Consider the following 22,071-nt stretch of genomic DNA (forward strand, 5'->3'; position numbering starts at 1 on the left):
GATATGGTGAAATCCCTTCGCAGCCCCTGCATCGTTTGGAAGAATGTCGAGATCGGCAGGATCAGGTCAATAATCAGTTTCCGTCAGTTGATAGGAAATTCCTATCAAACGCCTTTTCCGCGGCCCGCTGACGGGCCTCGTGAAGCAGCGCGGAAACAAGCGGCGTGTGTGGTTCGCGGTGTGTAGCAATCAGCCCCACGAGATGCTCCGCGTCCGGTTCGGTGATCGGAATGATTTTTATCTGTTTCGGGAAACCAAATGATTCCGCAAGGTTACGCGGCATTATTGAAGCCCATTGTCCGGTTCGTATATGAGAAAACAGCACGATCATGGAGTTGGATTCGAGCGTCGGCTTTGCCTCTACGCCTGCCTCGGCCATATGTTTGTTGATGATGCGGCGGTTCTGCATATCCGAAGTCAATAGGCATAGCCTAAGACCGGAAACCTGCTTCCAGGTAACGCATTCCTGATCGGCGAGCGGCGTTCCGCCTGCCGTGATGAGGTGATATCGCTCCGAATAAAGCGGCACCGTGGTCACTCGGCCAAGTGGTTCGTTGTCGAGATAGCTGATTCCCGCATCGATCTCGAGGTTTTCGATCTGGCTCAACACCTGAAGGGAGGTACGCGACGTGACTGAAAAGGTCACATCAGGATGACGCGCCTGGAAGGACTCCGTCAATCGCGGCACCATCGCAAGCGCCGTCGGAATGACGGCAAGCCGGATGTGGCCGGCCAGACCCTTGCGGGCTGCGCGCATTTCCTCACGCATGGTGCGCGTATCGCCAACGATGCGGCGCGCCCATTCAAGGACACGCTGGCCCTCCGGTGTCAGCCCCTGAAAACGCGCCGCGCGCACCACCAGAACCACACCCAGCTGGTCCTCCAGCTGCCGGATCGCGGCCGAAAGACTGGGTTGGGAAACACCGCACTCTTCCGCCGCGCGGCCGAAATGCTCTGCGCGCGCCAATGCAATGAAAAATTCCAGCTTGTCGATCATGCGTCCTCCCGCCTGACTCGCGACCATGCCGATGGTGCAAGCGGAAGAACACTAGAGCGCGGCGGGGAAGCCCGCAAATGGATGCGGGTATTTTCCTGCAAACTGTGCGCAGACGGCAAGACTGAATTCCCTCAAGCGGGGACGGTCATAGCGTCAGTCTGCTTTGACCTGCGGTTCCGCCATCCAGCGAGCTGGACTCGACGATGGGAACCGTCTCCCGGACGACGGTGGTCGCACCCTACCCTCTCAGTCGTGTGAGTTTCCAACAGGATGCAAACGACATCGTTCGACGCCTCAGCCGCCAAAATCTTCACTTGCCGTCCGCTTGATAAAGTCGGTGATCGCGGGCGCCTTGAGAACGAACTGGCGATCCGAGCTGATGTAATTATCGGCGTGGAGGCGCGCGATCGGCTGATATCGGTCCGGATCGACATAACGCCGCTCCGCATCGAGGCAATCCTTGTGGACATGCATGTGCACGACTTCGCCCAATACCAGGGTACGGCGCGGATAATCGATCAAACGTTCCACACGGCACTCGAAAGCGCAGGGCGACTCCGCCGCAAAGCTCGCATCGATCTTGCAGCAGGGTGCGGACGTCAGTCCGGCAATGGAAAGTTCATCAACCTCGCTGTCGAAGCCGAGGCCGCAGACAAGCATTTGCTCGGACAGCGCCATATCGACCATGTTGATGACAAACTCACCCGTGCGGCGAATATTGGCCATCGTATCCTTCTCCTCGCCCGTCTCACGCGGCTGGATACCGAGGACAACGATCGGCGGATCGTGGGGAGAAAACGTTGAAGAAGCTCATCGGCGCGGCATTGTTGTGGCCAGCGGCCGAACGCGTCGTGACAAGCGCTATCGGCCGCGGGCCGATAAAATTGGTCAGCAAACGATAACGGCTCTGCGGTTCAAGCGCGGTAAAATCGAATTCCATCGGAGCACCTGACAATATTGTATACAATAATATTTCATATTGCAGACAATTTCTCAATCACCCTCATCGCGAGATAGCCCATTTTTGCTGTCAGGTTTTGGGGAGCCAGGAACCGAGCAGCGAGTCCATAGTCATTCTCCAACTCCCTGGACGGGTCCACCGTCTACGCATCAACTACCAGCGCAAAAACTCCCCGGCCTGGAGGGTCCGGGGAGCAAACCTGACATCATGTCAGGAACTTTGACTGGAGCTAGTCACTCACCCGTCCGGAGACGGGGTGGATCTGAGTTATCTAACCCTGCTATGCTTTTTGCTTATACGTTCTATTAGAACGAACGCTGCAGACGAACGAAACCGGTCCACTTGTCGCCAGCGCCGCTGTCGATGCGTTCACGACCGTCGACGTCCTGATAGGTAACCGAAACCAGCGTGGAAAGGCCCGAGGTGATCTTGTAGCCAGCAGCTACACCAGCGCGCCATGCATCGCGGCTGCCAACGAAGTCGTTGTTAGCGCCGATGTCGATTGTGCCGAAATACTGGAAGCCGGGGGTGATGGTCAGCTTGTCAGTTGCCTTGATGGCGTATTCAGCAGCAACCGTCCACTCGGACTCTTCGTAGTAGTAGTTGGCGCCGGAAGCCCATGCACCCGAGATGCCAAGCGTGCCCGGACCGATGTCAGCCGTGATGATTGCACGGATTGCACCGTTTTCCTGGTTCGTATCGTAACCGCCGAGCAGGTTGGCCTTAACGCCGCCGAACTTGGCGCCGATGATGGCGCTGATGCCGACATCGTTCGTCCCGGCTTTGTTCGTCCCGGTTTTGAACGCGCCGCCCTTTGTGATGCCGAGTTCTGAATCGCCCTTACGCGAACCTTCAAGCTCTTCGACAGCAGCACCAACATAGAAGGAACCAGCGTCGTAGGTGTAACGGATGGCGTTCAGACGGGTGCGGTTGGAGCTGAGCTGGTCATATTCGCCGGAGAGACCGTCATCCCACCAGTTGTAGTAGTAACCGACCTTCAGGCCGCTGAGTTCGATGAAGGCTTGATCAAGGATAGCACCCTTGTCGGTATCGTTGTCAGCCTGGGCGCGGAAACCAATGTAGCCACGCAGAGCGCCGAGGTCGGTGTCGGTGCGGGTGTCAATGTTGAACTGGGCGCGGGTCATCGAATCCCAGTCGGACGTGCCGGACTGGTTGCGACCGAAGTCGGTCTGGAAACGGACGTAACCGTCGAACTTCAGGCAGGTTTCGGTGCCGGGGATGTAGAAGAAGCCGGTGCCGAAAGCGTCGCAAACGCGAACATATTCCATAGGCTCGGGCTCGGCAGCGACGATAGCGTCAGCGGCCTGTGCGCCGGATACCGCTGCGAGAGCGGCAGCGGAGCCGATCAGAAGGCTCTTGATGTTCATTTGTAATCTCCAGTCAAAAATTTTTCAACAAATGCGCAAATTTGAGGGCTGGTCTTTCCCTGCCGCCCGCTTCCCTGCGCTGACTCAGCAAATGACAGATATTGCCGCAGACTCGCAATTCAAATCGACAGAATGCAAATACAGATAAAGTACGCAATTCAATTACGTAGTAAAATTACAACAAATTAACAGTTTAAATTATAATATATATGAATATTATTTCGCATAAATCAAATTTATTACTTATAAATACCGTCATAAATTTCTAAAATATAAAGCAGTAAAACAATGAATGCCCGTCACGCCCGGGATCGGGAGGTGACAGCACGCGCGGGCATGAGGAAGCGAAGTGGTTTCGTTGGGGAACAGGAGGCGACGAAGGCGGCAAGGCGTCTGCCCGCCCGGAAAGCCGTGTCTGGCCGATCTGAAACAGTCGCCGCCGGGCCAGCCTATTTGCTGACTTCGGGCAAGCCGGTGGGGAATATCGTCTTCTTCGCCAGCATGTCTTCAATCACCTCTGCGGGCACCGGCCGGCTGAAATAATAACCCTGGCCATAGGGGCAGCCGGCATCACGCAGAAATGCCGCCTGTTCGCCGGCTTCCACACCTTCGGCAATGACGTCGATGCCCAGAGACCCGGCAAGCTGGATCATGATCGAGACGATGGCGCTGTCCTTGGTCTTTTCCGGCAGGTGGGTAAGGAACGAGCGGTCTATCTTCATGCAGGACAGCGGGAAGGTCTTCAGCATGCCAAGGCAGGAATAACCGATACCGAAATCATCCAGCGCCAGGCTGACGCCCATCTGTTTGATGGCCCGCATGATCCGCACCGATGTTTCGACATCCTGAATGATGAGTGTTTCGGTGATTTCGATTTCCAGGAGCGATGGCGCAAGGCCGGTTTCCGTCAGCACCGACCTTATCTGCTGCACCAGCCCGCCCTGAAATTGTCGTGGTGAAATATTGACCGCCATTTTGACGGGCGAGAGGCCGGCGGCGGCCCATGCCTGAGCCTGACGACAGGCCTTCCTGAGAATGCTTTCGCCGAGTTCCACAATGAGCCCGGTTTCTTCGGCAAGGCCGATGAATTCCGCAGGGCCAAGCAAACCTTCCGTGGGGTGCTGCCATCGCACCAGCGCCTCCACGCCGCTGATGGCGCCGCTGCCAAGATCGACCTGCGGCTGGAAGTGCAGCACGAACTCGTCCCTCTTCACGGCCTTGCGCAATTCCTCGATGCGGGTGAACTTCTTCCTCAGATCATCCGCCATATTGGGGGTGAAGGTGGCAATGCTGTCGCGCCCGTTATGTTTGGCTTCATACATGGCAAGATCGGCCGCGGCGACGATTTCCGCCGTGGTTTCCCCATGCTCCGGGAAAAACGCCATGCCGATGCTGCATGTGACCTTGATATCGTAATTACCAATGCGCAATGGCTGGGAGACTGCGGCACGAATGCGCTGCAGCCGGGCTTCCACATCATTCCTGCCCTCTTCAAGAATGATGATGAACTCATCCCCGCCCACCCGGAGAACGAGATCGTTTTTCCGGAGGCTTTTCGCAATGCGCTCGGCGGTTTTCGACAAAAGCATATCGCCGATGCTGTGGCCGAGCGTATCGTTGATCTGCTTGAAATTGTCGAGATCGAGAAAACCGATGCCGACCATTCGGTTCGTCTTTGCCGCCGCCGCCAAAATTTCAGGCAGTCTCGTATCGAGGAAACGGCGGTTCGGCAGCCGGGTCAGCATGTCGTGATCAGCCAGAAAGGCGATATGCTCCGCCGCCCTTTTGCGGTCGATCGCCAGGCCCGCCATGCGCGCCGCGGCGCCGATAAACTCCACCAGCGCCGCGTCCGGCTCGCGGCTGGCCAGCATGCACCAGACGAAACCATGCGCCTTGCCTTCGCTGGCCGGAATATCGAAACTGAAGGCGATGTGTTCTGCCGGATGGGTGAGGCTGTCAGGCTCACTGACACTGGAAACAAGTGCGGCCAGCCCCTCCTCCTGCGCAAGTGCGGGCGAGGCATAAACGGAGGGCTCCCCATCCGCCGCATCAAACACCCGCACGGCGCAGGCCAGTCCGGTTGCGAGATTTTCGATAGCTTTGACGAACTCCTCGAGAAAATCTTCGATACGCGCGGCGGCGACGATCATTTCCAGAATATGCGCCTGCGCCTGAAGCAGTCTCTCCGAAGCCTTTTTCTGGGTTATATCCCGCGAGGCGCCGACCACGCCGATGATGTTGCCAGCCTTGTCCTTCAGCGGCACGCGCGACATCATGAGCCAGCGGTCGATATCGCCGCGCATGGCGCGTTCCTCGTAACCGAGATCCGGTTCGCCGGTGCGCATGACCCGCGCCTCGGTATCGGGAATGCCGGCACGCCGCGCTGCTTCACCGTTAATATCGTAATCGGTGAGCCCGATCAGTTGCTCGACCGTATCAAAGCCGTTTTCGGTGACGATGGCGCGATTGGCGAAAAGGAAGCGTCCTTCCAGATCCTTGGCATAGATAAAATCCGGTACGTGGTCGATCATCGCTTCCAGAAGCGCGTGCCGGTCGGAAGGATTGGCATTCTCGCTCATGGCAGGAGTGGCAGATGGCGTGACGCCGCGCTTTTTTCGCGGCATCCGGTTCTGCTCGGCTGTCTTCGGGCCTTTGGAACGCACCTCTCCGCCTCATTACTTTGTAAGGAAGCAGAATAGTAGGATTATACGTATTATATAAATATGAACGGCGAAAAGAGATTGCCGGGAAACCTGTCTTTTGCAACTGGCTCCATAACGTCCCGCCTGCCTGAATAGGAACGTCGCAGCAGAAGCTGCGCCGTCAGACCAAAAGGGGCAATTCGTTGTCCGTCACACCACCGGCGTCGGCAGCTCTTTGCCGGCAAAATGCGCATCGAGATTGGCGAGAACAAGATCGGCCATGGCGCGTCGTGTCTGGTGCGTGCCGCTGCCGACGTGCGGGGCGAGTGTGACGTTGTCAAAAGCGAAAAGCGCTTCCGGCACCCGCGGCTCATCCTCGAAGACATCCAGCGCCGCGCCACCGATCGCGCCGTTCGAAAGCGCTTCGACCAGCGCCTTCTCATCCACGAGCGAACCGCGCGCCACATTGACGAGCACACCCTGCGGTCCAAGCGCCTTCAGCACATCCGCATTGACGATATGGCGCGTTTCGGCGGTGGCGGCGGCGGCGATGATCAGCACGTCGCAATTGGCAGCCAGCGCTTCGATGCTGTCATGATAATCATAGGCGACATCGCGACGGCTTCTCGCGGTGTAGGAAATGCGCGCATCAAAACCCTCAAGCCGCTTTGCGATCGCCTGGCCGATGCGGCCAAGGCCAAAAATGCCGTAACGGCGGCCGGCCACACGGGTGGAAAGTCCCATATCGCCCTTCAGCCATTGGCCGGTGCGCACATGCTGATCCGCCTGCGGCAGCTTGCGCGCCTGCGCCAGAACGAGGCCAAGCGCGAGGTCGGCGACATCGGCCGTCAGCACGTCAGGTGTATTGGAGACGCGGAAGCCGCGCCGTTTCGCGTCAGTCAGATCGACCTTGTCGAAACCGACGCCGTTGATGGCGACGATTTCAAGATTGGGAAGCGCCGCACCAATATCCGCCGGCAGGCCGATATGGCCGCCGGTGACGACGCCGCGGATCGCGCCGCCCTTTTCAGCAAGGAACGCCGCCTTGTCTGCGGCTTCGAACAGGCGATGCACGGTGAAGCGCTCGGCGAGTTCGCCTTCCAGTGCCGGGATGAGCGGGCACAGTTGCACGATTTCAGTGGTCATGGAGTTTCCTTTGCGCCGGTGAACTACTTCACATCGGCCTTGACGAATTGCCGGAGTTCCGGCGTTTGCGGGTTGGCGAAGAGTTCGGACGAACGGCCCTGCTCCCAGATCTTGCCCTTGTGCATGAAGATGGTCTCGGTCGCCACGCGGCGCGCAAAGGCCATTTCATGGGTGACGAGGATCATGGTCATGCCGTCTTTGGCGAGATTTTCCATCACGGTCAGCACTTCCTCGGTCAGCTCAGGGTCGAGCGCCGAGGTCACCTCGTCGAACAGCATCACCTTCGGCCGCATGGCGAGCGAGCGGGCGATTGCCACGCGCTGCTGCTGGCCGCCGGAAAGCTGGTCGGGATAGGAATCGAATTTCTCCGACAGGCCGACGAGTTGCAGGACCTCGCGGGCAATCTCCTTCGTTTCCGATTTCGCCACATCCTTTACGATGCGCGGGGCGAGCATGATGTTTTCGCCGACCGTCAGATGCGGGAAGAGATTGTAGCTCTGGAAGACGATACCGACATCGGTGCGCAGCTTGCGCAGCGCCTTGGCATCTTCCCCGATGGCGTGACCTGCAATTTCAATACGACCGGAATTGATCTTCTCCAGCCCGTTCATGCAGCGCAGCAGCGTGCTCTTGCCCGAGCCGGAGCGGCCGATGAGGGCGAAGACTTCACCACGGCCGACCGAAAGCGACACGCCTTTCAGGACTTCCAGAGCGCCAAAGCTCTTGTGAACGTTTTCAACGATTACTTCCGGCATGAAGCCTCCTTTCCAGCCAACGCGACAGCTGGGACAACGGGTAGCAGACGATGAAATAAAGCACGGCCACCGCGACAAAGACGCGGAACGGCTGGAACGTGGCATTGTTGATGAGCTGCCCCGCTCTCGCCAGTTCGACGAAACCGATGATCGATGCGATGGACGTATTCTTGACGACCTGAACGGCAAAACCGACGGTCGGCGGCAGGGAAATGCGGATCGCCTGCGGCAAGATGACGTAGCGGTACTGCTGGGCGCGGGTAAGCGCCAACGATTCCGACGCTTCCCATTGCTGCTTCGGCACCGCCTGGATGCAGCCGCGCCAGATTTCCGCGAGATAACCTGACGTATAGATCGTCATCGATGCGCCGGCGGCGATCAATGGCGGCAGTTCCAGTCCGGCAAGGCTGAGGCCGTAATAGGACAGGAACAGGATCATCAGCACCGGAATGCCCTGAATGACCTGAATATAGGTGCCGGCGGCAATGCGCAGCGCCTTGAAATTCGAGGTACGGGCCAGCGCCACGAAGAAACCGACAAGGCCGCCGCCGATGAGCGCAATGATCGTCAGAAGCACGGTCCATTGCAGCGCGGTCAAAAGGAAGCCGAATTCGTTCCAGCCGAAAGTTCGAAGAGTCATGACTGCACCTCCGGCATGGCGGTCATCGTCTTGCGGGCCACGCGGCGGCCGAACAGCCACATGCCGACAAGGGCAAGGATGAGCCGCAGGCTGAGCGCCAGCGCAAGATAGATGAGCGTGACGACGATATAGACCTCGAAGGAGCGATAGGTCTGCGATTCCACAAAGGCTGCGGCGGCCGCAAGCTCATGGGTGGAGATGGCCGAGCATATGCTCGACGCCAGCATCATCAGCACGAACTGGCTGCACAGCGAAGGATAGACCTTGGCGATGGCAGGCACGATGATGACGTGACGATAGATCTGGTATTTTGTGAAGCCCAGAGCCTCGCCCGCCTCGATCTGCGACTTGTGCACCGCCTCGATGCCGGCGCGGATGATTTCCGTCGAATAGGCGGCAAGATTGATCGTCATGCCGATCAGCGCCGCCGTATCCGCCCCGACGCGAAAGCCGAGACCCGGCAGGCCGAAATAGACGATGAAAAGCTGCACGAGAAACGGCGTGTTGCGGATCACCTCCACATAGGCGTCCACGATGATGCGGACAATGCCGCCATTGATGGAGCGCAGCGAGGCCAAAAGAATGCCGAAAGCGCAGCCGAGCACGATGGAGAGGACCGACAGCTTGATCGTCAGCCATATGCCGTTCAGAATCTCATTCTGATACTGGGCGAGCGCGCCGAATTGAAATGTATAGGACATGCGTCACTCCGTTGACATTTCCCGGTCCGCCGGAAATTTTTCTCCGGCGGACGCGTTGAAAGGCTCAATCAGAAGCTTGGCAATTGCGGCAGCGGACGGCCGGTCCACTTCACCGAGATGCGGTCAAGGTCACCCGACATCTTCATGAGGTAGATGGAGGTGTTCAACCACTGACGCAGCTCGAAATCCTCAATCTTCGTCGCCATGGAATTGCCCTGCTGGAAGAAGGTGAAACCCACCTGCAGACCGGCTTCCGGACGCTGCTTGATGATCGCCTCGCCGACCGTGGACGGCAGGGCCACGGCATCTACCTGACCGGCAAGCAAAGCCTGGGCGCTGGTGGAATCGTCCTCATAAACGACGATTTCAAGACCCTCGACATTGGCCTTGCGCAGCGCGGTTTCCTGCGAGGAACCGCGATTGACCGAAACGCGCTTGCCTTTCAGGCTCTCCAGATTTTCGAACTTCTGGTCCTTGCCCGAGATGATGTCCATGTTGAAGGCGCTGTAGGGCTGCGTGAACATGACTGTCTTGGCGCGTTCGCCGGTCGGGGCGAGCGTCGCAACGAGGAAATCGACCTTGCCGGTCTGGAGCGCCGGAATACGCGCCGGCGGCGTCAGCGGTACGAGTTCAACCGGCAGCGACAGGTAAGAGCCGATCAGATTGGCGACATCAACGTCATAACCGGAAGGGTTGCCCTTCTCGTCCACCATGCCCATCGGCGGCGCGCCGGTGAGAACACCGATCTTGACCTTGCCGCGCGCGGTGATCTCGCTGAGCGAGACGGCATGGGCCGAGGTGGTGGCGGCTAGCGTTGCTGCGGCAACACCGACTGCGACGGTCATGTTTTTCAGAAATCTGGATATGCTCATGGTTTCTCCTCCAACCCTATAGTGGCTGCCCGAAGTGGGACAGCGGCCTTGCGCAAACCGGAAAATGTTCTCGATAACATTTTAACGCGATTGACTAAAAACTCCTCCCAAGAAACCGCGAAAGCGCAAAACCAGATGAATTTACTTTGAAATTCAACAATTTCGGCCGGTTATCGATTTTCCTCTTGTCGACACCATCTCACGTTCTTGGCAGGATCAATAATGCATGTTATCGGTATCATTGCAAGTCCGATCTACAGAACTGTTTCGATCGGCAATCATTCGGGAGGAAACATGTACACACGCTCGGCAATTTTCGAAGGCAGGATTCACCCCGGTCGGGAGGAGGAATTTTTCCGCATCGTCGAGGAGAAACTTCTGCCGGTCTGGAAGCGCATGCCGAATGCGCAGGCCGTGCGGGTGATGCGCACCGAGCGTACCGATCCGGACGCGGCCTCGATCATCATGGTGCAGGAAATCGACTATCCGTCGATGGAGGCGGTGGAGGAAGCACTGGTTTCTCCCGTCCGGCTGGAGGGCCGTGTGCTGACGGATGAGATGATGAGCATGTGCGACGGACGTTTTTACCATCTGGTCTATAGCCGCGTCGCATAAATCCGGTGCACGCCGCACCGATCTGCAATCATGCGGCGTGCTTTCCCCTGATATCTTCGTGTATGTCTTGTCCTGAACCGGTTCGAATTTAGGGAGACATGCTTTGGTGGAGCGCACGCCCTTGGCCGCAGCGTTAGTCACGTCAAAAAAAGCAACCATGAGCGACGTCTCGAAACTCGCGGGCGTCTCCAAGATGACCGTCTCGCGGGTGCTGGCCGATCCGGCGCTGGTGTCTGAAGACACGCGCCAGAAGGTGATGAAGGCGATCGAGAAGCTCGGCTATGTGCCGGATAGAATCGCCGGATCGCTCTCATCCCGCCGCACCAATTTCATCACCGCCATACTGCCGACACTGACCAACTCCAACTTCGCCGACAGCGCGCAGGGTCTCGCCAAGGCGCTGCGGGCGGCCGACTACCAATTGCTGATCGGTTATACGATGTATGATCTGCAGGAGGAGGAGCGCGTCATCCGCACCATGATGGAGCGCCGCCCCGACGCCATTGTCGTCGCCGGCACGGTGCATACCAAGATGGCGAGCGAAGTTTTGATGCGCGCCGGCATCCCGATCGTGGAAATCTGGGATGTTCCCGAACACCCGATCGACCACGCGGTCGGGTTTTCCAACTACGAGGTGGGAAGAACTGCCGCCAAACACCTGATATCGCTCGGGTTTAAAAGAATCGGTGCACTTGGCTCACGGGCCGATGGCGATGTGAAGGACTGGCGCGGCGAAACCCGCCTTCTCGGTTTCGGTGCGGCGCTTCGCGAAGCCGGCATTGCCGACGACCTCATCATCCGCGAAGGCAGCGCGCCGGTCTCTTACGACCACGGAGCAAAAACGCTTGGCTCGCTGCTGGCGAAGGAACCGGATGTCGAGGCCATCTTCGCCGTTTCCGACATCTCCGCCGTCGGCGCGCTGATGGAATGTCATAGGAGGGGAATCAGTGTCCCTGACCGCATTTCCATCCTCGGCTTCGGCGACTTCGATATCGGCCGGCAATGTTACCCGGCGATTTCAACGATCCGCGTCGACGCCCAGATGATCGGCCGCAAGGCGGGCGAATTGCTGCTGTCGATACTGGAGGCGGAGAAGGATGCCATTGTTCCCGAGGGTGCAAGGGTGGATGTCGGCTTCGAGCTGATCGTGCGGGAGACGACAAAGCGGCTGGGTAGGTGAGACTCTAACCAGGGGGAACGAGCGGCGGCCACTTGTTTCTTCTCCCCAAGGGGGAGAAGTCCGCGGCAGCGGTATGAGGGGGCAAGGCCGGCGACATGCAGTGAGCGTACCCCCTCATCCGACCCTCCGGGCCACCTTCTCCCCGGCGGGGAGAAGAAACAAGTGGCGCCATCCTCACCCATTCTCGACGTCATCTTCGGGCTTGACCCGAGGACCCACGCCCCACGCGCAAGGAGGGAGTTCCCCTACCGCGCACCCCAGGTATCCGTCAGCCGATACCCTTCCGGCCAAGGATCAGAGGGATCAAGCATGTGCTGGTGGATGCCGGTGATCCAGCCGCGGCCGGAAATTTCCGGCAGGATTGCCGGACGGTCGCCGACCGTTGTCGTTCCGAGAATACGGCCGGTGAAGGTGGAACCGATCAGCGATACCGCCGTCAGCGTTTCGCCTTCCTTCATCTCGCCGCGCGCATGCAGCACCGCCATGCGGGCGGAAAGCGCGGTGCCGGTCGGCGAGCGATCCACCTTGCCCGGCTGGATGGCGACGGCAGCACCAGCCCGCAGGCCTTCCGCCGTGCGCTCCACCTTGCCCGCGAACAGGCAGAATGAAAAATGCCGCCAGTCCGGGTTTTCGGGATGGTCGAAGCCCAAAGCCTTGTTGGCGGCATTGGTGATGCGCACGCCGAGGCGGGCAATCTCATGCGCCTCTTCCGGCTTCAGACTGAAGCCCATCGCCTCGGCATCAACGATGACGAAACTGTCGCCGCCATAAGCGGTATCCACCTTGAGCTTACCCAGACCTTCGACCTCGAGTTCGGCATCGAGTTTCGCGGCAAAGCTCGGCAGGTTCTGCACGAAAATGCGCTCGGCCTTGCCGTTGCGGCATTCAGCGCGCACCTTCACCAGCCCGCCCGGGGCTTCCAGAAGCATATGGGTTTCCGGTTCCTGCATCGGCACGATGCCGCCATCCAGCAGCACGGTGGAGACGCAGATGGAGTTGGAGCCGGACATGGGCGGCGTGTCTTCCGGCTCCATGATGATGAAGGCGGCATCCGCGTCAGGATGTTTCGGCGGCACCAGCAGGTTGACGTGGCGGAACACGCCGCCGCGCGGCTCATTCAGCACGAAATTGCGCAGGGTCTCATCGCGGGCGATGAATCGGCTCTGTTCCCAGATCGTTTCACCCGGTGGCGGTCTGACGCCGCCAACGATCACATCCCCCACCTCGCCTTCCGCGTGGGCGGAAATGATATGAACGGTCTTGATACTGCGCATTGAATTCTCCTCAAGAGCATTTCCAGTAAAAGTGCGTAGCGGTTTTACGTCCGGAAAATGCGGAAAACGAAAGATCGAGAGCGCGTCTGAACGCGCTCTAGGAAAGCCAGGCGGGAAGACGGGAAGCAACTCGGCCGGTCAGCGCGCTTTCAACGCAATCGGCAAGGCTGCCGAAGCGCACCGCGCGGCCGCTGAGGCCGGGGCCGTAATGGGCGTATTTGCCGGAATTGGTCATCAAGGCGCGGGTCTTCGTGGGAAAGACCGGCTCGGAAATCGAGCACCAGCAGAGATCAGGCAGCACCTGCACGCCGCTGCCATGCAGGCTTTGCAGCGTGCCGTCCTGCCCGGCTGCATCGATGACCTGCTGACCGGCAGTGACGATGACGGCGACATCCGCATGACGCCTGCGCCCGGCAAATTCAGCCGCAAGCGCGCGGCACTCCTCCAGCGAGGCATGCGGACTGCCGATGGCGACAAGCTGCACCTCTTCCGGCCCTTCGTTGAGAAGCGACCAGCCCGCGGCCATATCGGCAAGCGAGATGGTGACGGTATCGGCTGTCTCAAGAGGCGCAAGCCCGGCTTCCGGCGTTACGCCCTCGATATGCAGCATGGGTGCTGCGGAGGTGGTGCCGAAAGCAGCGCAGAGCGCCTTCAAATCATCCCGCGACGGTTTCGCGGGACCGAGGCCGCGCAAAAGCGGGATGCAATCGGGCGCAGCCTTGCCGGAGAGATAACCGACGAGCGGCCAGAAGGCGTCGTTGATGCCCTCAGGCAAAACCACATCGACAATGCGCTGCGGACGACGGTTCTCTTCGAGATACACGCCTGATAATGGCGCCCTGCCCGTCAGCGCAATGCAGAGATCGAGAAAATCAGGATGTTTGGCAGTGCGCGCGCCGAGCACCGTATTGGCGAAGATCACCGCGTTCGATTCAGCCCAGGCGATCGATTCGCCGGCACTCGGCGCGCTGTCGAGCAGGTAAGGCGAACAGGTGAAAGTGGGCCGACAGCCCATGCGCACATAGGTATCCGCCAGTCTCGCGGCCGGATCGCCGAAATCATCAGGCACGCCCTGCGCCCGCCAATGCGCCTTGTCCACCGAAATGGCGTTCATGGTCGTCGGCACCCGCACCCTGCCGCCCATGTCAGCCATCTTTTCCGCGAAGGTGAGGTTGGCGGGGCTGGCATAGATACAGCCGTCGATGTGACCCTGCGTGATATCGATAAGCGCAGACGCCCCCTGCTGGGCCGCCATGGCGACGATGATGCGCATGGCCTGGCGCACGGCAATGCCGTCGCGACCCTCGAGCATCGCCCGGTCCGCATCCTCAAGGTCGAGATGAGCAATTGCCGGCGGCGCGACGGCAAGCGACAGGCCATCGGCCTCGATGCTGTTTCCATCGATGCGGACATGGGCGGCCCGGGAAAAGCGGGTGAAATTTTCGGCGTCGAGGCGGATGACCGGCAGCGCCCTGTCGAACATTTCCGCCGCCACAAATGCGCCGAGCGTCAGAACATCTTCCGCCTCACAGAAAACCAGCGCTGACGGCGCGCGGCCGGTGAGGATGAGATCGAGCAACACGCCGGAACCCGTGCACGAGCCGCGGCTGGTGGGCATGAACAGCACGCCGCCGGTAAGACAGGCGCCGTGCAGCGGGTGATGCACATCGATCACCCTGCCGGTGGCGGGATCGACACCGCCCCAGAAGCTCAGCGCCTCCGTCGTGGCGATCACGGGGCCCTCGGCCGCACCGGTCAGGATGCTGCGGGCTTCAGGAACGGCTGTTGTCGAAACGGCAGAAGACATCGGAAATCTCCCCAAAAGCATTCCCAGTAAAAGTGCGTAGCGGTTTTACGTCTGGAAAATGCGTCATAAAAAGCTAGAGAATTTTTGCGTTTCGAAGAAAAGCCAAAATTCTCTAGAAACGTTGCGGCGAGAATGCCCCTGTATCGATGGCGGGCTTTTGCCCCGTCAGAAGATCGGCGACAATGCGAGCCGTGCCCGCCGATTGCGTCAGCCCCAGATGCCCGTGGCCGAAAGCATAAACCACCCGCGCCGTGTGCCGCGCTTCGCCGATGGCCGGCAGGCTGTCCGGCAGCGACGGTCGGAAACCCATCCACTGCTTGCCGCCCTCGGTTTTCAGGCCCGGCAGGAAGGTTTTCGCCTTGGCCAGAAGCGCCTCGGAACGGGCGAAATTGGCCGGAAGCTCAAGCCCGCCCAACTCAACCGCACCGCCGACGCGAATGCCGGAGGAAAGCCGCGTGACGACGAAACCGTGGCCGCCGAATGTCACCTGCGTGCGCAGATCGAAAGCCCCGGACGGCAATGTGGTATTATACCCCCGTTCGGTTTCCAGCGGAATTTTTTCCCCGAGCGAACGGGCGATGCGGTGCGAAAAGGCGCCCGCCGCCAGCACCACCTTGCCCGCCTTGCGGGTGCGCCCATCATGGCTCACCACCTCGACGCCGTCTTCAAGCGGCCTGAGCGAGGCGATGTCGAGGCGTTCGATACGACCGCCGATGGCGCGGAAATGTTCAGCCAACGCCAGCGTATAAAGCTTCGGATCAGCGATGGAGTACCATCCGGGCGTGAACGTGCCGCAGGTAAAACGCGGCGCGATGCCGGGCTGTATCTCGGCCATCTGTTCGGCATTGAGATGCCGGAATTCGATGCCGTGCCGCTCGCGCGCCTTCCAGCCGGGAAGCGAACTTTCGAACTCCGCATCGCTTTCATAGACCTGGAGGTTACCCTCCTTGCGCAGCATGGCTGTTGTCCCGGTCTTTTTCAGGAACGGCTCCAGCTCGGCCTTCGACAGATCCATCAGCGCCGTCTGGGCGGCGGTGGAATGTTCCACCTTCGATGCCGCACAGGCCCGCCAGAACCGGAACATCCACGGCGCGATCTTCAGCGCATAGGAAGGCGGCACGCTGAGCGGACCAAGCGGATCAAGCAGCCATTTCGGTGCTTTCCAGAGAATGCCGGGCGATGCCAGCGGCAGGATATCGGTGAAGGCGAAGGCGCCGGCATTGCCGGCGGACGCGCCCGCCGCCGGTCCTTCACGGTCGATGACCGTGACCGAAAGACCGCGGCCCTGCGCCGCGATTGCCGCCGAGAGGCCGACGACGCCGGCCCCGATGACGATGACATCATGTGCAGGCATTACCGCACGCTCGCCAGGAACTTCTGGGTTTCAGCATGCTGCGGTGCGCCGAAAAGCTGGTCCGGCGTGCCGATTTCCGCCATCACGCCCTGATGGAAGAAGGCGACGCGGTTTGAGACATCACGGGCGAAGGCCATTTCATGGGTGACGCAGATCATCGTCATGCCTTCATCCGCCAGCATCTTCAGCGTGTCGAGCACTTCGCCGACCAGCATCGGGTCGAGCGCGGAGGTGACTTCGTCGAACAGCATATATTCCGGCGACATGGCAAGCGCGCGGGCAATCGCCATACGCTGCTGCTGGCCGCCGGACATGCGGTTCGGATAGACCTTCAGCTTTTCGGCAAGCCCCACATGGGTCAATTGCTTGACGGCGATTTCCTCCGCCTTCTCCTTGGAAATACCCAGCACCTTGCGCGGCGCGAGCATGACGTTTTCCAGCACCGTCAGATGCGGAAAGGCATTCCATTGTTGGAAAACGATGCCGACCTTGCGGCGCAGCTTGTTGAGATCGGTCGATTTGGCATGCACCTCGGTGCCGTCAATGACGATCTTGCCGCTGTCGATGGGCTCAAGGCCGTTGATGCAGGTGAGCAGCGTCGACTTGCCGGAACCGGAGCCGCCGATGATGGTGACGACCTCGCCCTTGTTGACGGTCAGGTTGATCCCTTTCAGAACCTCCAGCGGGCCGAAGGATTTGCGGACGTTTTCGATCTCAATCATTGGGGGACCACCGTCTTTCGAGATACCCGCCGAAACGGGCGATGGGGAAGCTGATAAGGAAGTAGATGGCGCCGCAGATCATCAGAATGGTCAGCGGTTCCTGCAGGCGGGTGACGAGGATCTGCGAGGCGCGCAGAAGCTCGATGAGGCCGAGCCACAGTACCAGCGCGGAATCCTTCATGACGCCGAGCGTCAGCCCGATCCAGGACGGCAACGACACGCGGGTAGCAAGCGGCAGCACGATGTAGCGCATGTCCTGCGACCACGTCATGCCGAGCGACCGGCAGGCGCGGCGCGTGTTCGACGGCACGGCGTCGATGCCGCCGCGCACGATTTCCGTGCAATAGGCCGCCGTATAAAGCGACAGCACCACGCAGGAGGTGGTAAAGGGCGGCCAGCCGAGCTTCGCGATCGACTGGAAAGCGTTGCCAAGCACCAGCTGGATGAGCAGCGGCACGGAGCGGAAAATATCCAGAACGAAGGTCAGCGGCAGGGACCAGTAAGCCCCGAGCTGGAAGCGGATGACGCCGAAGATGATCCCCATGATGGTGCCTGCCGTGACGGCGACGGCGGTGACGGCAAGCGTCATCCCCGCACCCTTGGCAAGAAAGGCGATATCACTCCAGGTGAGAGCGGTTTCAAACATGGCGCACCTCTCTCAGTAACGGAACAGACGCGAGGCCAGCAATCTGGCGGCAAGCGTGACGATCTTGGCGATCACATAATAGATGACCGCGGCGAGCGCGAAGAATTCGAAGGTGCGGAACGAGCGCGCATTGAGTGCCTGCGTGACGCCGGCAAGATCCGTATTCATACCGACCGTAACACCAAGCGAGGTCATCAGGATCGCCCAGACCATCTGGTTGGTGGCGGGCAGAAAGGCGACGCGCAGCATCTGCGGCATGATGATCAGACGGAAGGTCTGCATCGACGTCATGCCAAGCGAACGGCCGGAACGGGTCTGCGTATCAGGTATCGCTTTCAGCGCACCGCGGAAGTTTTCCGCGAGATAACCGGCATTGTTGAAGGCGATTCCGACCAGAAGCGCCGTATAGGGGCTGAGGTGAATGCCGAAATTACCAAGGCCGAAATGGGCCATGTAAATCTGGAACAGCGCCGGCGTGTTGCGGGCGACCTCCACCCAGACGGAGGCGAAAGCGCCGAGGATCCGGTTGCCGGAGAGCCGGAACAGCGTCAGCACAATGGCGAAGGTCAGACCGATCACCATCGACAGGATGGCGATCTGCAGCGTCACCACCGCACCGTCCAGAAGCTGCGGCAAAGCCTTCAGCGCCTGATTCCAGTGAAATGTATAGTTGAACATTAAGCGTCCCGCCTTTTCAGAAACGATCAACGGCGCGGTCATCTTGACCGCGCCGTTTACGAAAAGTCCTGATCAGCGATAAACGCCGTTGACGGTGAGCGAGGGAACTTCGCCGCCAACCCATTTTTCATAGAGTTCGGCGTAACGGCCGGTGCGAACCTGCTGGTTGATGAAGAGGTTCAGGTAGTTGATGAGGCCATATTCATCGCGGTTGGTGAAGAGCGCGACATAGTCGATGTCGTAAGGCGCCTTGCCGACCACCGAGATGCCGGCGAACTTGCCGCCCTTGACGTTGGACTGCGCAACCGTCGAGGTGGAAACGGTGGCGTCGATCTGGCCCTGGCTGAGCGCGAGGAACACGTCGGCCTGAGTCTGGTAAGGACGGAACTCGCCGGTTCCCCACTCCTTGACCGACTTTTCAAGCGCGATGGCTTCGAACGTACCGGCCGTTGCGCCGACCGTCTTGCCCTTCATGTCCTCGAAGGACTTGATGCCCGACTTGTCGTTGGCGGTGACAGCCATTTCGAAAGCGAAATAAGGCACCGTCATGCCAACCGTCTTGGCGCGCTCAAGCGTATCCGAAGTGGAGGCGACGCCGACATCGACGCGGCCGGACATCAGCGCGGGAATGCGCTCGGGGAAAGGCGTTTCGACGATTTCAGCCGTGACGCCGAGCGCCTTGGCGAGATCGTTGCAATAGTCGACATCGAAGCCGATGGGATTGTTGGCGTCATCACGCGCGCCCATGGGCGGGAAATCGAGCACGACAGCGCAACGCAGCGTGCCGGACGAAATGATGTCGTCAAGTTTGTCGGCCTTGGCCGGAGTAATAGCGAAAGTGGCGGCCAGCAGGCCGGCGACGATGACCGATTTTTTCATTCTTTATTTGCTCCCACAATTGGTCTGCCCTTGAAGGCGCGGTCACTATTTCCCCACGGGAGCGATAAATCAACATAAAAATACAAGGAGTATACAAAAAGAATTTTTTGCATGTGCGAACAATCGGGATTTTGTCAGGCAAGCTTTATGGAAAACGGTGCAGGAAAATGTGGAGCGATGCAGAAAGGCCCAACGCCCCTCATTCCTGTGCTTGTCACAGGAATCCAGTCGGCACGCGCCGGCGGAACGGGAAGAGTCTTTTCAGCCCAAAGACTTGGGCTGGCTGGATTCCTGTGGCAAGCACAGGAATGAGGGCGCGGGAAACGTCGTGGAAAACCGGGAGCTTTGCGCCTAGCGCTTTGATCTGCGCTCTCATAACACTTCACTGAAAAGACGAGTTGCAATAACATCACCTTTGTATACTTTATGTATTCAAAATGTGCGAGCCCGACATCGGAGGATTATGATGAGCGACACCACCACCTTGACCATTGGAGAGCTTTCGGCCCGGGTCGAAGCAATTTTTCGCAAGGCCGGTCTCAATGCCGTCCAGTCCGGAGCGATCGCACGCGTCATCACGGCCGGTGAGAGGGACGCCTGCAAATCCCATGGCATTTACCGCATCGAGGGTGCGCTCCGCACCGTCAAGGCGCGCAAGGTGAAGCCCGATGCAATCCCGGAAGTGGCCGAAGATGACGGCACGGCGATCGTGAAGGTCAACGCCAATGGCGGATTTGCCAACCCCGCTTTCGAGCTTGGCCTGCCTGTTCTGGTCGAGCGGGCAAAACGCTCCGGCATCGCAGCCCTCGTCATCAATGACTGCACGCATTTCTCGGCGCTCTGGCCGGAAGTCGAGGGCCTTACCTCGAATGGTCTTGCCGGGCTGGTGATGTGCCCGAGCTATTCCACCGTCGCGCCCACCGGCGGCGTCAAGCCGCTGCTCGGCACCAACCCCTTTGCCTTTGGCTGGCCGCGCAGGGACACTTCCCCTTACGTCTTCGACTTTGCGACATCGGTTGCGGCGCGCGGTGAAATAGAGTTGCATCGGCGCGCGGGAAAATCCCTGCCGGAAGGCTGGGCTCTGGATGCCGACGGCAAGCCGACGACCGACCCCGAGGCGGCCCTTGCCGGCTCCATGCTGCCCTTTGGCGGCCACAAGGGGTCGGCCATCGGCACGATGATCGAACTTCTCGCCGGCATCATGATCGGCGACCTGACCAGCCCCGAAGCGCTCGAATTTCTCGGCACCACCACGCTTGCCCCGACCCATGGTGAATTGATCATCGCCTTTTCGCCGGAAGCCTTTGCCAAGGGCCGCCCGGGCGATCCCTTTCAGCGGGCTGAAGTGCTGTTCGACGCTATCATCGGCCAGGGCGCCCGCCTGCCCTCCGGCCGCCGTTTTGCCGCCCGCGCCAAATCGGAAAATGAAGGCATTACGCTGACCGCTGCTGAAATGGGCAGCCTCGACCGGCTGCTTGAGAAGGGACTGGACGCGGTTTCCTGACCGTGTCGGAGAACAATATACATAATGCCCGCGGCCCGGTGCAGAGTTGACGGCGGAATCCGCAAACCTCTCCTCCGTCATCCTCGGGCTTGTCCCGAGGATCTGCAACGTATTGATTTTATTCACCGTGATTAGATCCTCGGCACAAGGCCGGGGATGACGCCGAGAGAATATCCACTCTTCATCACCAACTTCGTGGGGATTGTAGCCAGCAGAAAATTTAAACCGAACAGCCGTGGGACAAGTTCGGGGATGACGTCGAAGCCAAGAAACGCTCAAACCTCATAAATACAAAAAGGCCCGCATTTGCGGGCCTTTTGTTTTCACGTCAGCGACTGCTCAGGCCGCCTTGCAGGCCTGCACTGCGCCCGGAAGCTTGCTCCAGTCGGCGTACCAGCTGTTGAACAGCTTGAACTGCGCCTCGACATAACCGCGCTGGCTGTCCGTCAAGGCGTCGGTCTCGTTGAAGTGCAGCGTGTATTCCTTGTCGCCCTTCAGCACCATCATATGCTTGAAATAGAGAACCAGATCCGGGCCCTCATCGAAGGACGAGAGAACGGCGAGCGCCTGTTCCAGTTCCAGCGCGCGGGCACGGGCATCCGCATCACCCTTGGCGGCGGCCTGCGAAAGCTTGCAGAGGTGAATGACTTCCTTCGGCAGAACGTTGCCGATGCCGGTGATGGCGCCGGTTGCGCCGCAATTGACGAAGCCGTGGAAAACGGCGGTATCGACGCCGATCATCAGGGTCACGTCGTCATCGCGGCTGGTGATGTTCTCAGCGGCGTAACGCATATCCGCCGGGCCGCCGAATTCCTTGAAGCCGACGAGGTTCTTGTGTTCGGCGCGCAGCGCGAAGAAGAGATCGGCGCGGGTGGCGAAGCCGTAATAGGGGCTGTTGTAGATGACGGCCGGAATTTCAGGTGCGGCCGCGAGGATGGCCTTGAAGTGAGCCTTCTGGGCAGAGATGACCGAACCACGCGACAGGACGCGCGGAATGACCATCAGGCCCTTGGCGCCGACCTTCTGGGCGTGGGCGGCATGGGCAACGGCAGACGCCGTGTTGACCGCACCCGTGCCGACGATGACCGGAATGCCAGCCTTCACCAGGCGCTCGACGCCTTCCATACGCTGCTCATCCGTCAGGAGCGGCCAGTCGCCCATGGAGCCGCAATAGACCACCGCCGACATGCCATCGGCGATCAGTTCCTTGCCCTTGCGGACAAGCGCATCGAAATCAGGGGTGCGATCATCCTTACAAGGGGTCATCAAGGCGGGAATCACGCCGGAAAAAATGCTGGCCGTCATTACTA

19 protein-coding genes and 1 pseudogene are annotated in these 22,071 nt (G+C 59.6%); 3 read left to right on the forward strand and 17 right to left on the reverse strand.

What is annotated here, in order from left to right; translation table 11 throughout:
- Positions 1-73 precede the first annotated feature (73 nt).
- The 9 genes and pseudogenes from WDZ78_RS19855 to WDZ78_RS19895 all read right to left on the reverse strand — a co-directional run bounded on the left by WDZ78_RS19855 (position 74) and on the right by WDZ78_RS19895 (position 10,102).
- Positions 74-997 (reverse strand): LysR family transcriptional regulator, encoded by a 924-nt coding sequence (locus WDZ78_RS19855; RefSeq protein ID WP_020009858.1) that lies wholly within the window; start codon positions 995-997, stop codon positions 74-76.
- Positions 998-1,291: 294 nt separating this feature from the next.
- Positions 1,292-1,937 (reverse strand): annotated as a pseudogene (locus tag WDZ78_RS19860) (flavin reductase family protein).
- 326 nt (positions 1,938-2,263) lie between these two features.
- Positions 2,264-3,346: a porin gene (locus WDZ78_RS19865; RefSeq protein WP_020009856.1), complete on the reverse strand. Its 1,083-nt coding sequence runs from the start codon at positions 3,344-3,346 to the stop codon at positions 2,264-2,266.
- Positions 3,347-3,795: 449 nt separating this feature from the next.
- A complete protein-coding gene (locus tag WDZ78_RS19870; protein ID WP_425673988.1) occupies positions 3,796-5,970 on the reverse strand; it encodes a putative bifunctional diguanylate cyclase/phosphodiesterase in 2,175 nt (724 codons plus the stop codon).
- Positions 5,971-6,198: 228 nt separating this feature from the next.
- Entirely contained in the window at positions 6,199-7,134 is a 936-nt protein-coding gene (locus WDZ78_RS19875; protein ID WP_425673989.1) for a 2-hydroxyacid dehydrogenase, read from the reverse strand.
- A gap of 23 nt (positions 7,135-7,157) precedes the next feature.
- On the reverse strand, positions 7,158-7,889 hold the full coding sequence (locus WDZ78_RS19880) for an amino acid ABC transporter ATP-binding protein (protein WP_026363534.1): 732 nt from the start codon (positions 7,887-7,889) through the stop codon (positions 7,158-7,160).
- On the reverse strand, positions 7,870-8,529 hold the full coding sequence (locus tag WDZ78_RS19885) for an amino acid ABC transporter permease (protein WP_020009852.1): 660 nt from the start codon (positions 8,527-8,529) through the stop codon (positions 7,870-7,872). The genes WDZ78_RS19880 and WDZ78_RS19885 overlap by 20 nt, the downstream gene beginning before the upstream one ends.
- On the reverse strand, positions 8,526-9,230 hold the full coding sequence (locus tag WDZ78_RS19890) for an amino acid ABC transporter permease (protein ID WP_142174556.1): 705 nt from the start codon (positions 9,228-9,230) through the stop codon (positions 8,526-8,528). The genes WDZ78_RS19885 and WDZ78_RS19890 overlap by 4 nt, the downstream gene beginning before the upstream one ends.
- A 68-nt stretch (positions 9,231-9,298) precedes the next feature.
- Positions 9,299-10,102 (reverse strand): transporter substrate-binding domain-containing protein, encoded by an 804-nt coding sequence (locus WDZ78_RS19895; protein WP_020009851.1) that lies wholly within the window; start codon positions 10,100-10,102, stop codon positions 9,299-9,301.
- 294 nt (positions 10,103-10,396) lie between these two features.
- Between WDZ78_RS19895 and WDZ78_RS19900 the strand changes: the two genes are divergently transcribed.
- Both WDZ78_RS19900 and WDZ78_RS19905 read left to right on the forward strand, forming a co-directional pair.
- Positions 10,397-10,717: a hypothetical protein gene (locus tag WDZ78_RS19900; RefSeq protein WP_003505663.1), complete on the forward strand. Its 321-nt coding sequence runs from the start codon at positions 10,397-10,399 to the stop codon at positions 10,715-10,717.
- Positions 10,718-10,874: 157 nt separating this feature from the next.
- Entirely contained in the window at positions 10,875-11,897 is a 1,023-nt protein-coding gene (locus tag WDZ78_RS19905) for a LacI family DNA-binding transcriptional regulator (protein WP_425673990.1), read from the forward strand.
- A 245-nt stretch (positions 11,898-12,142) separates the two neighbouring features.
- Here the strand turns inward: WDZ78_RS19905 and WDZ78_RS19910 are convergent, their stop codons facing one another.
- The 7 genes from WDZ78_RS19910 to WDZ78_RS19940 form a co-directional block, all read right to left on the reverse strand.
- A complete protein-coding gene (locus WDZ78_RS19910) occupies positions 12,143-13,171 on the reverse strand; it encodes a trans-3-hydroxy-L-proline dehydratase (protein WP_425673991.1) in 1,029 nt (342 codons plus the stop codon).
- Positions 13,172-13,268: 97 nt separating this feature from the next.
- Positions 13,269-14,978, reverse strand: coding sequence for an aconitase X (locus tag WDZ78_RS19915; RefSeq protein ID WP_425673992.1), 1,710 nt, complete (start codon positions 14,976-14,978; stop codon positions 13,269-13,271).
- Positions 14,979-15,090: 112 nt separating this feature from the next.
- Complete coding sequence (locus tag WDZ78_RS19920; protein ID WP_425673993.1) at positions 15,091-16,332, reverse strand: NAD(P)/FAD-dependent oxidoreductase; 1,242 nt, start codon at positions 16,330-16,332, stop codon at positions 15,091-15,093.
- Positions 16,332-17,054 (reverse strand): amino acid ABC transporter ATP-binding protein, encoded by a 723-nt coding sequence (locus tag WDZ78_RS19925; RefSeq protein WP_003505658.1) that lies wholly within the window; start codon positions 17,052-17,054, stop codon positions 16,332-16,334. The genes WDZ78_RS19920 and WDZ78_RS19925 overlap by 1 nt, the downstream gene beginning before the upstream one ends.
- Positions 17,047-17,700 carry an amino acid ABC transporter permease gene (locus WDZ78_RS19930; RefSeq protein ID WP_425673994.1) on the reverse strand — a complete coding sequence of 218 codons (654 nt, stop codon included), beginning with the start codon at positions 17,698-17,700 and terminating at the stop codon, positions 17,047-17,049. Before WDZ78_RS19930 ends, WDZ78_RS19925 begins: the two co-directional genes overlap by 8 nt.
- A 12-nt stretch (positions 17,701-17,712) precedes the next feature.
- The gene (locus WDZ78_RS19935; RefSeq protein ID WP_425673995.1) at positions 17,713-18,378 is read right to left on the reverse strand and encodes an amino acid ABC transporter permease; all 666 of its coding nucleotides are present in this window, start codon (positions 18,376-18,378) and stop codon (positions 17,713-17,715) included.
- Positions 18,379-18,450: 72 nt separating this feature from the next.
- Complete coding sequence (locus WDZ78_RS19940; protein ID WP_425673996.1) at positions 18,451-19,257, reverse strand: transporter substrate-binding domain-containing protein; 807 nt, start codon at positions 19,255-19,257, stop codon at positions 18,451-18,453.
- A 466-nt stretch (positions 19,258-19,723) separates the two neighbouring features.
- Here WDZ78_RS19940 and WDZ78_RS19945 point away from each other — a divergent pair, with 466 nt between their 5' ends.
- Positions 19,724-20,761, forward strand: coding sequence for an Ldh family oxidoreductase (locus WDZ78_RS19945; protein ID WP_026363533.1), 1,038 nt, complete (start codon positions 19,724-19,726; stop codon positions 20,759-20,761).
- Positions 20,762-21,100: 339 nt separating this feature from the next.
- Here the strand turns inward: WDZ78_RS19945 and WDZ78_RS19950 are convergent, their stop codons facing one another.
- Complete coding sequence (locus WDZ78_RS19950; RefSeq protein ID WP_003505652.1) at positions 21,101-22,066, reverse strand: dihydrodipicolinate synthase family protein; 966 nt, start codon at positions 22,064-22,066, stop codon at positions 21,101-21,103.
- Positions 22,067-22,071: the final 5 nt, after the last annotated feature.

Source organism: Agrobacterium sp. M50-1 (assembly GCF_049843495.1).
Lineage (GTDB): Bacteria > Pseudomonadota > Alphaproteobacteria > Rhizobiales > Rhizobiaceae > Agrobacterium > Agrobacterium radiobacter.